The 13,822-nt window shown below is 68.2% G+C and carries 22 protein-coding genes; 15 read left to right on the top strand and 7 right to left on the bottom strand.

Annotation, left to right across the window (positions count from 1 at the left end; all coding sequences use genetic code 11):
* Positions 1-216 precede the first annotated feature (216 nt).
* From NHG85_RS09425 to NHG85_RS09410, 4 genes are all read left to right on the top strand, one after another.
* Positions 217-1,047, top strand: a complete 831-nt coding sequence (locus NHG85_RS09425; protein WP_253331769.1) for a methylated-DNA--[protein]-cysteine S-methyltransferase — start codon at positions 217-219, stop codon at positions 1,045-1,047.
* Between the two features lie 152 nt (positions 1,048-1,199).
* Positions 1,200-1,859, top strand: coding sequence for a YiaD family glycine zipper/OmpA-like lipoprotein (locus NHG85_RS09420; RefSeq protein ID WP_253331767.1), 660 nt, complete (start codon positions 1,200-1,202; stop codon positions 1,857-1,859).
* Between the two features lie 107 nt (positions 1,860-1,966).
* Positions 1,967-2,740 carry a FadR/GntR family transcriptional regulator gene (locus NHG85_RS09415; RefSeq protein ID WP_253331765.1) on the top strand — a complete coding sequence of 258 codons (774 nt, stop codon included), beginning with the start codon at positions 1,967-1,969 and terminating at the stop codon, positions 2,738-2,740.
* 40 nt (positions 2,741-2,780) lie between these two features.
* The gene (locus tag NHG85_RS09410) at positions 2,781-3,047 is read left to right on the top strand and encodes a hypothetical protein (protein WP_253331763.1); all 267 of its coding nucleotides are present in this window, start codon (positions 2,781-2,783) and stop codon (positions 3,045-3,047) included.
* A gap of 76 nt (positions 3,048-3,123) precedes the next feature.
* Here the strand turns inward: NHG85_RS09410 and NHG85_RS09405 are convergent, their stop codons facing one another.
* From NHG85_RS09405 to NHG85_RS09385, 5 genes are all read right to left on the bottom strand, one after another.
* Positions 3,124-3,684: a F0F1 ATP synthase subunit B gene (locus tag NHG85_RS09405; RefSeq protein ID WP_253331761.1), complete on the bottom strand. Its 561-nt coding sequence runs from the start codon at positions 3,682-3,684 to the stop codon at positions 3,124-3,126.
* Positions 3,681-4,235 (bottom strand): F0F1 ATP synthase subunit B', encoded by a 555-nt coding sequence (locus NHG85_RS09400; protein ID WP_253331759.1) that lies wholly within the window; start codon positions 4,233-4,235, stop codon positions 3,681-3,683. Before NHG85_RS09400 ends, NHG85_RS09405 begins: the two co-directional genes overlap by 4 nt.
* An 81-nt stretch (positions 4,236-4,316) precedes the next feature.
* Complete coding sequence (locus NHG85_RS09395) at positions 4,317-4,553, bottom strand: F0F1 ATP synthase subunit C (RefSeq protein ID WP_253331758.1); 237 nt, start codon at positions 4,551-4,553, stop codon at positions 4,317-4,319.
* A 70-nt stretch (positions 4,554-4,623) separates the two neighbouring features.
* The gene (locus tag NHG85_RS09390) at positions 4,624-5,406 is read right to left on the bottom strand and encodes a F0F1 ATP synthase subunit A (RefSeq protein WP_253331756.1); all 783 of its coding nucleotides are present in this window, start codon (positions 5,404-5,406) and stop codon (positions 4,624-4,626) included.
* 4 nt (positions 5,407-5,410) lie between these two features.
* Positions 5,411-5,710 (bottom strand): AtpZ/AtpI family protein, encoded by a 300-nt coding sequence (locus tag NHG85_RS09385; protein ID WP_253331754.1) that lies wholly within the window; start codon positions 5,708-5,710, stop codon positions 5,411-5,413.
* A gap of 258 nt (positions 5,711-5,968) precedes the next feature.
* On the opposite strand from NHG85_RS09385, the gene NHG85_RS09380 reads away from it, so the two are divergent.
* On the top strand, positions 5,969-6,334 hold the full coding sequence (locus NHG85_RS09380) for an ArsR/SmtB family transcription factor (RefSeq protein WP_253331752.1): 366 nt from the start codon (positions 5,969-5,971) through the stop codon (positions 6,332-6,334).
* A gap of 3 nt (positions 6,335-6,337) precedes the next feature.
* Here NHG85_RS09380 and NHG85_RS19705 read toward each other — a convergent pair whose 3' ends face one another.
* Entirely contained in the window at positions 6,338-6,466 is a 129-nt protein-coding gene (locus NHG85_RS19705; protein WP_256500293.1) for a hypothetical protein, read from the bottom strand.
* 16 nt (positions 6,467-6,482) lie between these two features.
* Positions 6,483-7,358 carry a LysR family transcriptional regulator gene (locus NHG85_RS09375; RefSeq protein ID WP_253331750.1) on the bottom strand — a complete coding sequence of 292 codons (876 nt, stop codon included), beginning with the start codon at positions 7,356-7,358 and terminating at the stop codon, positions 6,483-6,485.
* A gap of 258 nt (positions 7,359-7,616) precedes the next feature.
* Here NHG85_RS09375 and ffh point away from each other — a divergent pair, with 258 nt between their 5' ends.
* The 10 genes from ffh (at position 7,617) to rpmE (ending at position 13,359) form a co-directional block, all read left to right on the top strand.
* Positions 7,617-9,113 (top strand): signal recognition particle protein, encoded by a 1,497-nt coding sequence (gene ffh / locus NHG85_RS09370; protein ID WP_253331748.1) that lies wholly within the window; start codon positions 7,617-7,619, stop codon positions 9,111-9,113.
* Positions 9,110-9,628 carry a GNAT family N-acetyltransferase gene (locus NHG85_RS09365; protein WP_253331746.1) on the top strand — a complete coding sequence of 173 codons (519 nt, stop codon included), beginning with the start codon at positions 9,110-9,112 and terminating at the stop codon, positions 9,626-9,628. Before ffh ends, NHG85_RS09365 begins: the two co-directional genes overlap by 4 nt.
* Positions 9,625-9,918, top strand: coding sequence for a chorismate mutase (locus tag NHG85_RS09360; protein ID WP_253331744.1), 294 nt, complete (start codon positions 9,625-9,627; stop codon positions 9,916-9,918). The genes NHG85_RS09365 and NHG85_RS09360 overlap by 4 nt, the downstream gene beginning before the upstream one ends.
* Positions 9,919-9,961: 43 nt before the next feature.
* On the top strand, positions 9,962-10,324 hold the full coding sequence (gene rpsP / locus NHG85_RS09355; protein WP_253331742.1) for a 30S ribosomal protein S16: 363 nt from the start codon (positions 9,962-9,964) through the stop codon (positions 10,322-10,324).
* Positions 10,324-10,974, top strand: coding sequence for a 5,6-dimethylbenzimidazole synthase (bluB, locus tag NHG85_RS09350; RefSeq protein ID WP_253331740.1), 651 nt, complete (start codon positions 10,324-10,326; stop codon positions 10,972-10,974). The genes rpsP and bluB overlap by 1 nt, the downstream gene beginning before the upstream one ends.
* A gap of 59 nt (positions 10,975-11,033) precedes the next feature.
* Complete coding sequence (gene rimM, locus NHG85_RS09345) at positions 11,034-11,543, top strand: ribosome maturation factor RimM (protein WP_253331738.1); 510 nt, start codon at positions 11,034-11,036, stop codon at positions 11,541-11,543.
* A gap of 84 nt (positions 11,544-11,627) precedes the next feature.
* Positions 11,628-11,792, top strand: coding sequence for a DUF1328 family protein (locus tag NHG85_RS09340; RefSeq protein WP_017929173.1), 165 nt, complete (start codon positions 11,628-11,630; stop codon positions 11,790-11,792).
* 61 nt (positions 11,793-11,853) lie between these two features.
* Complete coding sequence (gene trmD / locus NHG85_RS09335) at positions 11,854-12,681, top strand: tRNA (guanosine(37)-N1)-methyltransferase TrmD (RefSeq protein WP_253331734.1); 828 nt, start codon at positions 11,854-11,856, stop codon at positions 12,679-12,681.
* Positions 12,682-12,733: 52 nt separating this feature from the next.
* Positions 12,734-13,126, top strand: coding sequence for a 50S ribosomal protein L19 (rplS, locus tag NHG85_RS09330; protein WP_253331732.1), 393 nt, complete (start codon positions 12,734-12,736; stop codon positions 13,124-13,126).
* 11 nt (positions 13,127-13,137) lie between these two features.
* Positions 13,138-13,359 carry a 50S ribosomal protein L31 gene (gene rpmE / locus NHG85_RS09325; protein ID WP_253331730.1) on the top strand — a complete coding sequence of 74 codons (222 nt, stop codon included), beginning with the start codon at positions 13,138-13,140 and terminating at the stop codon, positions 13,357-13,359.
* Positions 13,360-13,822 lie beyond the last annotated feature (463 nt).

The following is a 13,822-nucleotide window of genomic DNA, read 5'->3' as shown; positions in this document are numbered from 1 at the left end:
TCTATGCCCGCCCCCGCCCCGCCTCACAAGCCCGGCGGCGCGCGGGAGGCCGGCCGGTCGCCATGCGTATTTATGGGAAAATGAACCAAGGGGCGGCGCGTCCATGGTTCATCTTTCTCCAAATACGCAGGGCGACCGGCCAATGCCGCCCTGCCGTTTGGCAGGATGCGCAGCTTCCGGGTCGCATGGGCGACCGGGGCCGCCTAATGTCGTCCCATGGATCAGAGCCACGCATATCATTACGGCGTCATGCGCCGCGCCATCGATGCCATCGATGCCGCCCCCGCCCCGCTCGCGCTCGAGGATCTCGCGGCGCGGATGGAAATGTCGCCCGCGCATTTCCAGCGCGTCTTCTCCGCCTGGGTCGGCGTCTCGCCCAAGCGTTACCAGCAATACCTCGCCCTCGGCCACGCCAAGGCGCTTTTGCGCGAGCGGCGCACCACGCTGGAGACGGCGCAGGAGGTTGGCCTGTCGGGGACCGGGCGTCTGCACGACCTGTTCCTGCGCTGGGAGGCGATGAGTCCCGGTGATTACGGCGCGGGCGGTGCGGGGCTCGAGATCCGGGAAGGCCGCTTCGACAGCCCCTTTGGCCCGGTCGTGGCCATGGGCACGGAGCGCGGGCTGTGCGGGCTGGGCTTTGCCGCCGAAACCGGGATGGAGGCCACCCAGCGTGATCTGCGCGCCCGCTGGCCCGCCGCGCGTTTCGTCGAGGATCCGGGCGCGCTCGCCCCTTGGGTCGAGGCGGCCTTCTCGGGGCGCGGCGAAGCGCGGCTGCAGCTCATTGGCGCGCCCTTCGCGATCAAGGTCTGGCAGGCGCTTCTGGAGGTGCCGACAGGGCATGTGACGACCTATTCCGACATCGCCGCGCGGATCGGCGCGCTGCGCGCGGTGCGCGCCGCCGCCACGGCGGTGGGCCGCAATCCGATCTCCTGGCTGATCCCCTGCCACCGCGCCTTGCGCAAGTCGGGCGAGCTGGGTGGCTATCACTGGGGCCTGCCGGTCAAGCGGGCGATGCTGGCCTTCGAGGCGGCGCGCGGCGAGAGCTGAGGCATTCATGCCACAGCGCATCCGGTTCCATCTCAACCCGGAACCCGGCTATCAAACCGACGTTATTGCATAGCAGCCGCTCGCGGCCTCAATCATTCAGGGACAGGCGCGGGGCCCCGCTTCCGCGCGTTACGCAAGAACTGGAAAGACACATGATCACCAAGCTTCCCCTCGCGCTCGTCACCGTCTCCGCCCTCGGCGTGGCCGCCTGCCAGCCGGTGACCCCGAACAACCCCGACCCCAATGCCAACACCCGGCGCGGCGCGCTGGTGGGGGCTGGACTCGGTGCCGCCGTGGGCGCGCTCACCGCGGATGACAAGGACGACCGACTGCGCAATGCCGCGATCGGCGCGGCCGTCGGTGGGGCTGCGGGTGCCGGCACCGGCGCCATGCTCGACCGTCAGGAAGCCGAACTGCGCAACCAGCTCGGCGCCAACGTCGGCATCGTCAACACCGGCGAAGAGCTGGTCGTGACCCTGCCGCAGGACATCCTCTTCGCCACCGACAGCGCCCAGCTGACCGGCTCGCTGCAGACCGACCTGCGCGCCATCGCGGGCTCGCTCAACAACTACCCCAACACCACCGTCAACGTCGTGGGCCATGCCGACAACACCGGGGCCGCCGCCTACAACCAGCAGCTCTCCGAGCGCCGCGCCCAGGCCGTCGCCTCGGTGCTGACCTCCTCCGGCGTGGCGCCGAGCCGCGTGCGCGCCATCGGCCGCGGCGAGGATGCGCCCGTCGCCTCCAACCTGAGCCCCGAGGGCCGTCGCCAGAACCGCCGGGTCGAGATCATCATCACCCCCAACGGCTGATCACCGCGTCATGCCTGCGTCGGGCCGCCCTTCGGGGCGGCCTTTTTCTTTCGTATTGAGCAAAGCCCTTTCCGGTCATACAAGTTTACCAGACGTGGAGTGCGCCGATGCCGTTCAAGCCGATCCAGCCCGAGAAGCTTTCGCATGGCGTGGTGCGCCAGATCGAGGAGCTGGTGCTGCGCGGCGTGCTGCGCCCCGGCGACCGGCTGCCGCCCGAGCGTGAACTGGCCGAGCGGCTCGGCGTCTCGCGCCCCTCGCTGCGTGAGGCGCTGGCCGAGCTTCAGACCCGCGGCCTCGTGGAAACCCGCGCCGGCGCCGGGGTCTACATCTCCGAAGTGATCGGCTCGGCTTTCTCCCCCGCTCTCGTGCGCCTGTTCGGCAGCCATGAGGAGGCCGTCTCGGACATGGTGGCCTTTCGCCGCGACATCGAGGGGCTGGCCGCCGAACGCGCGGCCCGGCTCGGCTCCGACAGCGATCTTGCCGTGATCGACGCGGTCTTCAGGCGGATGGAGACGGCGCAGTCGCGCCCCTCCGCCAATGCCGAGAGCGAGGCCGGGCTCGATGCCGAGTTCCACCTCGCCATCGTCGAGGCGAGCCACAACGTCGTCATGCTGCACATGATGCGCTCGATCTACGAGCTGCTGCGCGAGGGCGTGTTCTACAACCGGCAGGTCATGTTCCGGCAGCGCACGACCCGCGCCTCGGTGCTCGAACAGCACCGCGCCATCAACGAGGCGCTGCAAGCCCGCGACCCGGTCGCCGCCCGCGCCGCCGTGGCCGCGCATCTCGATTACGTGCAGGGCGCGCTGAGCGATCAGCGACAGGCCGACCGCCACGAGGAAATCGCGCAGCGGCGGCTGAGCCGGGAAACGCGACGCTAGGGCAACTTCGTGCTAGGATGTCCTCACAGGAGGATATGCCATGAGACTGCTGTTTCCCACCATCGCGGCCATCGCCGCGCTGGCGTCCGCGTCCACCGCCCTCGCCGGACCCGGCTGCGGCGGACGCAGCCACGACGTCACCGCGAGCACCGGGATGAGCCCCGTTCCCGACGCCGGGAAGGCCATGAGCGAAATGGCCCAAGCGCCGGAGCACGCGACCGGGGATGAGACCCGATGGGCCGATGTGCTGGCCTTTCTCGATGCCACGGCACCGGAGGATGCACCGCCCGGGACCACGCTGCGCTGAGACTTCGTGACCCCGACAGACGAAAAAAGCCCGGACGCCTTCGCGCCCGGGCCTTCTGTTTCGAAGCCTCGATCCGTCAGTGCAGCTTTGCGCCTACCGTCTGGATCGACTCGTCGATCATTTTGTCGGCGCGCTGGGCGGTCATCTGCTCGGTGATGACCTGGCGCGCGGCGGCCACGGCCACGGTGACGGCCTGGTCGCGGACGTCGCGGACGGCCTTGTCCTGCGCCGACTGGATCTGCTCCTCGGCGGCGGTCAGACGGCGCTGGATCGACTTCTCGATGTCGATCTTGGCCTGCTCGGCCGAGCGGTTGGCCTCGTCACGGGCGTTCGAGACGATGCGGTCGGCCTGCGTCTGCACATCCTTTTGCTTGCGCTCGTAGGAGGCCAGCAGCGACTGCGCCTCTTCGCGCAGCCCGCGGGCCTCGTCGAGCTCGGCACGGATGCCGTCGGCCCGCTTGTCGAGCATCTTGCCCACCTCGCGCGGAACGCGGAAGTAGAGCAGCACGCCGACGAAGAGCAGGAAGGCCAGCAGCACCACGAAGTCGGTGTTGCCGAGCGAGAAGAACGGCCCCGTCGCAGCCATCGCCGGGGCGGCGGCCATGCTCAGGGCGAGTGTCGCGAGAACGAGTTTCATGCGCGCTCTCCCAGCTTGGCATCGACCGCGGCGTCGACCTTCTTGGCGTCGGCATCGGCGCCGAAGGCGCTCACGATCTCGCGCGCGACGTCGCGGGCGACCTCGCTCACGTTGCGCGCCGCATTGTCGCGGATCTCGTCGATCGCCTTCTGGCTCTCGGCGGTCTTCGCGGCGATCTGCGCGTCGGCCTTTTCCATCTCGACGTCGAGGTCGGCCTGGATCTGCGCCTTGGTCTCGGCGACGATCCGGTTCGCCTCCGTGCGCGCATCGGCGAGGGCCTTGTCATAGGCGGTCTCGGCTTCGCGTGCCCGGTGCCGCAGCTCCTCGGCGGCGGCGATGTCATTGGTGATCGTGCCCGCGCGCTCGGCCAGCACCGCGCCGATGCGCGGCAGGGCAAAGCGGGACAGGACGAAATAGATCACGCCGAGCGTGACCAGGAGCCAGAAGATCTGGTTCGGGAAGCTGGAGACGTCGAGCTGGGGCATGCCCGGCCCAGCGGCTTCGGCTCCGTGCACCACCACTTCGTCGGCGGTAATAATTTCGGTCGCCACGGCGTCCTCCATCGAGCCCTAAGGAAATGGCGGCGCGGGGGTTCGTGCCCCGCGCCGCCGGTCAGGAGATCGTGGTCTGGATCAGACCGCGAACATCAGCAGCAGGGCGACGAGGAACGAGAAGATCCCGAGCGCTTCGGCGAAGGCCAGGCCGATGAACAGCGTGGCGGTCTGCGAGGCGGCAGCCGAGGGGTTGCGCAGCGCGCCCGAGAGGTAGTTGGCCGCGACCGAGCCCACGCCGATGGCCGAAAGGCCCGAACCGATGGCCGCGAGGCCGGCGCCGATGAACTGACCGAAGAGTGCGATATCGCCTTCCATGGGGGTATCTCCTGATTTGGAATTGCGTGTTTGGTGAAGGGTGAACCGACCGCGAGGATCGCGCCCCGTCTCAGTGCGACGGGTGCAGCGCGTCCTTGAGGTAGATGCAGGTGAGGATGGTGAACACGTAGGCCTGGATGCCGGCCACGAGCACTTCGAGCCCGTAGATCGCGGTGATCGCCACGACCGAGAGCGGCGAGATGGCGGCGATGGCGGCAAAGCCCGCGAACACCTTGATCATCGCGTGACCGGCGACGAGGTTGCCGGCAAGACGGATGGAGTGGCTGACGGGGCGCACGAAGTACGAGATCACCTCGATGATCGCGATGACGGGGCGCAGGAACAGCGGCGCTTCCTTCATCCAGAACAGGCCAAGGAAGGCCATGCCGTTCTTCATGAAACCGATCACCGTGACCGAGATGAACACGCCCAGCGCCAGAACGGCGGTGACGGCGATGTGCGAGGTGGGCGTGAAGGCCAGCGGCAGCAGGCCAAGGTAGTTCGAGAACAGGATGAACAGGAACAGCGTCATGATCCAGGGGAAGTACTTGAGGCCTTCCTTGCCGGTGACGTCCTCGACCATCTTGTAGACGAAACCGTAGACCAGCTCGGCCGCCGACTGCACGCGGGTCGGGATCACGGCGCGGCCGCGGGTGCCGATGACCAGCAGCAGCACGACGCAAAGCGCGGCGAGCGCCATCCAGAAGGTGGCGTTGGAGATGGTGTACCACGACACCGGATCGCCGATCTCGCCGAAGAGCGGCTTGATCTCGAACTGGTCGAAGGGATGGAACACCAGACCGCCGGCCTCTTCCACATGCCCGTCGACCACCGCAACCGTCTCTGTCGCCATTCTCTCAGCCCTCGTCGTCGCCGGCCTGATCGGCCTGCTGTTTTACCTGCAGCTCCCGGGCCGTGCGCAGCATCGTCTTCACGCCCGCCGCGAGGCCCAGAAATATGAACGGGATCAGGAAGATCGGCATGGTCCCGAAGAGGGTGTCCAGGCCGTACCCGATCCCGAAGCCGATCCCAAGACCGGCCACAAGCTCGATCACCATCCGCCAGGCGACCTGCGCCTGGCTGTAATGGTTCTCCTGATGGGCGGTTTCCTCCGGCTTGTCCCTGTGCCTGGCGAGACGCTCTTCCAGCGCGCGCATCCGCGCGGCGTGATCGTCTTCGTCGTGGCTGTTGGACACTCCGGTTCGGCCCCCTCATCGGTCGAGGAGGTGCTATAGCGCGGGGCCGGATTGGTCAAGCGCCGGAAATCCCCGGAGAACCGGCGGCTTCGGCGCTGTTTTCATTGCGCATTTTCTGGACGAGGCGTGGCAGGTGCGTGGCTTGGGGCCATGGGCGGGGCTCGGGGGACATTCAACCGCGCGGTTGACGTTCGCCCCGCACCGGGGTCAGGTCGCCTCATGGCCGCTTCACTGGATCTGGTATTCTCCGCCCTTGCCGACCCGACACGCCGCGCGATCCTCGCGCTGCTGCTCGAGGACGACATGGCCGTCACGGATGTGGCCGAGCCGTTCGAGATGTCGCTCGCGGCGATCTCCAAGCATCTGGGGGTTCTGGCCGAGGCCGGGCTCATCAATCGCGACAGGCGCGGACGGGTGACATGGTGCCAGCTTGAGCCGGAGGGGCTGCGCGAGGCTTCGGTCTGGATGCAGGGCTTCGGGCAGATGGAAGGCATCGATCTCGATGCCTTCGAGCGCTTTCTCGCGCTGGAACTGGGCGCCCCCGGCACCGCCCCCGAAGGGTCGGAGTCGGCGCCGGAGGGCTGAGGATCAGACGAGGCCGATCAGCGACAGGACCGCGATGACGACGACGACGAGACCGATGATGTAGATGATGTTGCGCATGACTGTCCCTCTGGGGTCAAAAGTATGAATCTGTCGGGCCAACGCCGCGCTCACGATTTCGTTCCTCGCCCTAGCTCCAGCTTTTCGCACGCTCCTTCAGCGCCTTGAGAAAGGCCTGCACCTTGGGCGTGCGGTGCAGGTCCACATGCGTCACCACCCAGATCGGCACCTCCCACTCCGGCAGCGGCCCGTGCACGATGGTCAGATCCTCGCGCGCCTGCGCCTCGTGCAGCGGCACGAAGCCCAGACCTGCGCCCGCCAGCACCGCGTCGCGCTGGTTACGTTCGCCGTAGGCCCGAAAGGCGATGCGCTCGGCGGGGACGGTCTCCCGCAGCCAGCGGTAGAAGGGCGCGCGGCTCTCCATGTCGTCCGAGCAGACGAAGCGGTGCTGCGGCAGATCCTCGACCCCGCCGGGCAGGCCGTGGCGGGCGATGTAGCTGCGCGCGCCGACGAGCACGACCTGCATCTGCATGAGGGGCTGCACCACGTTGTCGGGCTGGTCGGGCGCCGCGCCTGCGCGGATCGCCACATGCGCCTCGCCGTATTCGAGCCGGAACAGCCGCGTGCCGGTCAGCAGCCGCACGATGACCGCCGGATACTCGGCCTGGAAATCGATCAGGAGAGGCATGACCAGATCGGCCAGTGTGTCGAGCGTGGTCACCGCCAGTTCGCCCTCGACCCCGTCGCCCTGCCCGCGCAGGCGGCTGACCAGCTGCGCGAACTGATCGTCGGTGGCCTGCGCCACCTGCAGCAGGTCGCGCCCCGCCTCGGTCGAGGTGTAGCCGCGCGGGTGGCGCTGGAACAGCTTCACCCCGAGCCGCGCCTCGAGCGCGTCGACATGGCGGATCACCGTCGCATGATGCACCCCCAGCACATCGGCCGCCCCCGACACCGTGCCCATGCGGGCGACGTGAAAGGCGGTGCGAATTTCATCCCAGTTGTCCATGCGGCTCTCCTCGGGCGTGGCTCCTCCTTCTAGGGCGCATCGCCGCCGTCTCCAAGCCGCCCCGCGCTTTCGTCCCGGCGCTCGACGCCGCTCTTGACCCGGCGGGCGATCCGACGTAACTGCGGCCCCCAAACCCGGAAGCTTTGGCTTTCCGGTCCCCGGCCCATATCGGGGATCGCCGTCCGTCAGCGCGTTGCGCCCACGGGCGCCGTTCCGCATTGTGTGCCGGGACTGACGCAACGGTCGGAAAGGACCGCCATGTTCGAATCGCTCTCAGACCGCCTCTCCGGCGTCTTCGACAGGCTCACCAAGCAAGGCGCCCTCTCCGATGAGGACGTGCGTACCGCGTTGCGCGAGGTGCGCGTGGCGCTGCTGGAGGCGGACGTCTCGCTGTCCGTGGCGCGCGACTTCGTCAAGGCCGTGCAGGAGAAGGCAACCGGCCAGGCGGTGACCAAGTCGATCACGCCCGGCCAGCAGGTCGTCAAGATCGTGCATGACGAGCTGGTCTCGGTGCTGACCGGCGACAGCGATCCGGGCAAGCTCAAGATCGACAGCCCGCCCGCGCCGATCCTGATGGTCGGCCTGCAGGGCTCGGGCAAGACCACCACCACCGCCAAGCTCGCCAAGCGCCTCACCGAGCGCGACGGCAAGCGCGTGCTGATGGCCTCGCTCGACGTCAACCGCCCCGCCGCGATGGAGCAGCTGGAGATTCTCGGCCGCCAGATCGGCGTCGACACCCTGCCCATCGTCAAGGGCGAGGACCCCGTCGCCATCGCCAAGCGTGCCAAGACGCAGGCGTCCTTGGGCGGCTACGACGTCTACATGCTGGATACGGCGGGTCGCCTGCACATCGATCAGGAGCTGATCGCGCAAGCAGCGGCGGTGCGCGATGCCGTCACCCCGCGCGAGACGCTCTTGGTGGTGGACGGCCTGACCGGCCAGGACGCCGTCAACGTCGCCACCGAGTTCGACGACAAGATCGGCGTCTCCGGCGTGGTGCTGACGCGGATGGACGGCGACGGGCGCGGCGGTGCGGCGCTGTCGATGCGCAAGGTCACCGGCAAGCCGATCCGCTTCGTCGGCCTCGGCGAGAAGATGGACGCGATCGAGACCTTCGAGGCCGAACGCATCGCGGGCCGCATCCTCGGCATGGGCGACATCGTGGCCCTCGTCGAGAAGGCGCAGCAGACCATCGAGGCCGAGCAGGCCGAAAAAATGTTGAAGCGGTTCCAGAAGGGCCGCTTCAACATGAACGATCTGAAGATGCAGCTCGAGCAGATGCTCAAGATGGGCGGCATGGAGAGCCTGATGGGCATGCTGCCCGGCATGGGCAAGATGGCCAAGCAGGCCAGCTCGGCGGGCTTCGACGACCGCATGTTGAAGCGCCAGATCGCGCTGATCAACTCCATGACCAAGCGCGAGCGCGCCAACCCCGATCTTCTGCAGGCCAGCCGCAAGAAGCGCATCGCCAAGGGCGCGGGGCTCGAAGTGTCGGAGCTCAACAAGCTTCTCAAGCAGCAGCGCCAGATGGCCGACATGATGAAGAAGATGGGCAAGGGCGGCATGCTCAAGCAGGCCATGAAGGGCATGTTGGGCAAGGGCGGCGAGATGCCCGATGCCAACGACCCCGCCGCGATGGAAAAGGCCGCCAAGATGCTGGGCAAGCAGCTGCCCGGCGGCATGGGCAAGCTTCCGGGCATGGGCGGCGGCGCCGGCCTGCCGCCGGGGCTGTCGGGCTTCGGGAGGAAGAAATGATCCCCTCGCTCTCCACCGATCGGCTGCACCTCGTGCCGCCGTCGCTGTCGCACCTGCCGGCGGAGCGCGAGTTCCTCGCCTCCGAGCGCTCGTCCTTCGTCGGCGGCCCGGCGCCGCGGCACAAGACCTGGCGCGTGATCGCGCTGCACCTGGGCCACTGGCAGATCCTGGGCTTTGGGATGTGGGCCGCGATCGAGCGCGACAGCGGCATGCCCGTGGGCCTCGTCGGGATCTGGGGCCCCGAGCCCTGGCCGATGCCCGAGCTGGCCTATCACCTCTATGAGGGGGCCGAGGGCAAGGGCTATGCGACCGAGGCCGGGCGCGCTGTGCTCGATTTCGCGCGCGACCGCCTCGGCATGCGCGAGCTGGCCTCGATGATCGACCCCGCCAATGCCGCGAGCCAGTCGGTCGCGCGGCGGCTGGGGGCCGAGAACACCGGCCGCGAATTTTGCGCCGACCCCGACGGCCCCGCCGTCGAGATCTGGCGCCACGACCTGACGGGAGCGCGCGCATGACCGAAGCCGCCCGCGCCGCACAGCTGCTCAAGGAGCACCGCGAGAGCATCGACCGGCTCGACGCGATCCTCGTCTACACGCTGGGCGAGCGGTTCAAGCACACCCAGGCCGTTGGCCGGCTGAAGGCCGTCCACGACCTTCCCCCCGCCGATCCGATCCGCGAAGAAGCGCAGATCGCCCGGCTCACCGATCTTGCGAACGAGGCCGATCTCGACCCCGAATTCGCCAAGAAGTTCCTGGCTTTCATCATCCAGGAAGTCATCAAGCACCACGAGAAACACCAATCCTGACGGGGCCTTTCCCGTCACCGACCATACCCAAGGAGACACTCCCATGGCCATGAAGATCCGGCTCGCCCGCGGCGGTTCCAAGAAGCGCCCCCACTATTCGATCGTCGCCACCGACAGCCGCATGCCGCGCGACGGCCGCTTCCTCGAGAAGCTCGGCACCTACAACCCGCTCCTTGCCAAGGACAGCGAAGAGCGCGTGAAGATGGACGTCGAGCGCGTCAAGGACTGGCTGTCGAAGGGCGCCCAGCCGACCGACCGCGTCGCGCGCATGCTCGAAGCCGCCGGCGTGACCGAGAAGAAAAACCGCTCCAACCCCAAGAAGGGTGAGCCGGGCAAGGCCGCCAAGGACCGCGCCGAGAAGAAGGCCGCGCGCGACGCCGCCCCGGCCGAAGACGCGGCCGAGTGATGCAGCCCGGCCCGGAACGCCCCGGCGCCTTCGCACCGGAGTTCCGGGCCGAGCTGGCCCGGCTGATGGACCGGCGCCGCGACGTGCGCCGCTTTCTCACCGAGCCCGTGGACGAGGCAGCGCTGACGCGCTGCCTCGATTCGTTTCTGACCGCCCCCTCGGTGGGGCTGTCCGAACCGTGGCGGGTGATCCGGGTCGAGAGCGCACAGGCCCGCGCCGCAGCGCTGGCCAATTTCGAAGAGGCCAACGCCGCCGCATTGGCCGACCAGTCGCGCAGCCGCGCCACGCTCTACGCCCGGCTGAAGCTGTCGGGCATGCGCGACGCGCCGGTGCAGCTCGCCGTCTGGTGCGACGAGACGACACCCAAGGGCCACGGCCTCGGGGCCGCGACCATGCCCGAGATGCGCCGCTACTCGGTCGTCGCCGCGATCACCCAGTTCTGGCTCACCGCCCGGGCCGAGGGGCTCGGCACCGGCTGGGTCTCGATCCTCGACCCCGTACGGCTCGCCCGCGACCTGGACGTACCGCCCGGCTGGGCGCTGGTGGGCTATCTCTGCGTCGGCCACGCGCAGACGCTCGACCGCGTGCCCGAGCTCGAGGCCGAGGGCTGGGAGGTCCGGCGCGGCCACCTGCCGGTCGAGACGCGCTGAGGCTTGCCTTCGGGCGCGGGCTGTTGTTCCAACGCGGCGACAGGCTTGGAGGACGTGATATGAGCGACATGATCTGCGTGGGGCGGCTGGCGGGCGCCTTCGGGGTGCGCGGCGAGGTGCGGCTCAAGAGCTTTTGCGCCGAGCCCGAAACCATCGTCGATTACGCGCCGCTGGTGACCGCCGAGGGCTGCGAGTTCCGGCAGATCGTGCTGACCGGCCAGGGCTCGGGCGCCTATACCGCCCGCATCGACGGCATCACCACCAAGGAGGAGGCCGATGCGCTCAAGGGCACCGACCTCTTCGCCCCGCGCGACCGGCTGCCCGCCCTGCCCGACGACGAATATTACCACGCCGACCTGATCGGGCTTGCGGTGCATGATACCGGCGGCGCGCTCCTGGGCACGGTGCGGGCCGTGCTCAACCACGGCGCAGGCGACCTGCTCGAAATCGCGCCGCCCGGTGGCAGCGAGACGGTGCTCTTGCCCTTCACCCTGGCGGCGGTGCCGACCGTCGATCTCGCTGCGGGGCGCATCGTGGCCGATCCGCCCGAGGGGCTCTTCGCGGGCTGATCGCGCCCGGAACCCGCCCCACTTGTTCGTGTTGACTGGCTGAAGCGCCGGAGTTTTTCCGGGCGCAGACCGAAAGGCATGTTCATGATCGAATGGATTCTCATCCTCCTTGCCATTGCCGCCGTCGCCGGTCTTCTGGGCATGGGCCGGATCTCCGGCGCCGCCCTCACCGGGGCCAAGTGGCTCGCCATCATCGCGCTGGTGCTGTTCCTGCTGGTGCTGTTCGGGATCATCGGCCTCGCGGCCTGACCCGCGCCCCCGGGCCGCCGGACCTTTCCCGGCGGCCCGCGATCCGCTATGGCCCGAAGCCATGAGCGACATGCCCCCCTCCCGCGCCGCCGGGCGCCTTAGTGCCCGCCCCTCCGCGCAGCCGCGCGAGCTGATGACCGACACGCCCGATCTCGCGGGCGCCTGGACGGCACAGGTCATCACCCTGTTTCCGCAGGCTTTTCCCGGCGTGCTGGGCGAGAGCCTGACGGGAAAGGCGCTCAAGGACGGGCTGTGGCAGCTCCAGCCCATGGATCTGCGCCCTTACGGCGAAGGCAGGCATCGCAATGTCGACGACACCCCCGCGGGCGGCGGCGCGGGCATGGTGCTGCGCCCCGACATCGTCGGCCGCGCCATCGAGGACGCAAAGGCGCGCGCCAAGGGCGTGACGCCGGTGATCTACCTGTCGCCCCGCGGCCGCCGCTTCGATCAGGCTCTGGCGCGCGAGCTGAGCCGGGCGGACGGCGTGATCCTGCTGTGCGGCAGGTTCGAGGGCGTGGACGAGCGGGTGCTCGAGGAGCACGAGGTGCTGGAGGTCTCCTTGGGAGATTTCGTCTTGACGGGCGGGGAGATCGCGGCGCAGGCCTTGATCGACGCCACCGTCCGACTTATACCGCGCGTGCTGGGGAATCAGGCGTCCACGGAGGAGGAATCCTTCTCCCACGGTCTCCTCGAACACCCGCAATACACCAAGCCCGCGCTCTGGAGGGGTCGTGCGATCCCCGAGATTCTTCTCTCGGGCCATCACGCGAAGATCACCGACTGGCGCCGGACCATGGCCGAGAGGCTGACGAAAGAACGGCGACCTGATCTCTGGCGGGCGTATTGCGAAGATCGCGGTGCGGACCCGGACGAAGACCGAGAGCTCTGAGGTTGCGAGCAACGTCGCGGAGATAACCGCGAGCAATCAAGGAGTGACAGGCATGGACCTGATCGCACAGCTCGAAGCGGAGCAGATCGCTTCGCTGGGGAAGACCATCCCCGATTTCAAGGCCGGTGACACCGTGCGCGTCGGCTACAAGGTGACCGAGGGCACCCGCACCCGCGTCCAGATGTACGAAGGCGTCTGCATCAGCCGCAAGAACGGCTCGGGCATCGCCGGTTCGTTCACCGTGCGCAAGATCTCGTTCGGCGAAGGCGTCGAGCGCGTCTTCCCGCTCTATGCGACCAACATCGATTCGATCGAGGTGGTGCGTCGTGGCCGCGTGCGCCGCGCGAAGCTCTACTACCTGCGTTCGCGTCGCGGCAAGTCGGCCCGTATCGCCGAAGTCAGCAACTACAAGCCCAAGGCCGACACGGCCGCGGCCAAGGCCTGAGGAGCGCCGACATGAAAGCGGATATCCATCCCGACTACCACGTCATCGACGTCAAGATGACCGACGGCACCATCGTCAAGATGAAGTCCACCTGGGGCAAGGAAGGCGACCAGCTGTCGCTCGACATCGACCCCTCGGTGCACCCGGCCTGGACCGGTGGCTCCTCGCGTCTCATGGACGCCGGCGGCCGCGTGTCGAAGTTCAAGAACAAGTACGCCGGTCTCGGCTTCTGATCGCCCCGGCCACCGCGATTCGAGAAAACGCCGCCCTTCGGGGCGGCGTTTTGCATTTGTGGCGCAAATGGGGCGAAGACGGGGCGCCGACACCGAGGCCAATGGCGCGAAAACCGGCAGTTTCGCCCAACAATGGCAGGGCGCGTCGGGAATATGGCGTTTTATGGGCAACAATACGCATCTAATTGTGTCGCAATGCGTTAAGCCCTGCTACACCATGGCAAATATGTCATTTCGGAGGCTTTTCGATGCAGCAGTCAGGCGCCCGGGCCTTCGGCGACAAAGCCCATCTCATCGATCACCATGAAATGATGCGCATTCTCGGTCGCGTGCCGCCGGTGCAGGCCCATGGCCGCCACGAAAAAGCCACGATCGGCCGCGCCGCCTATACCATGCACAAGGCCGCCGCCCGCCCGCGCAGGACGCGCGACCCCGAGGCGGAGCCGCAGCGCCGCGAGGTGCC

The sequence above is a fragment of the Limimaricola litoreus genome (assembly GCF_024159025.1).
Classification (GTDB): Bacteria; Pseudomonadota; Alphaproteobacteria; order Rhodobacterales; family Rhodobacteraceae; genus Limimaricola; species Limimaricola litoreus.
Note: the sequence above shows the minus strand (reverse complement) of the source record. Positions and strands in the feature narration are given on the sequence as shown.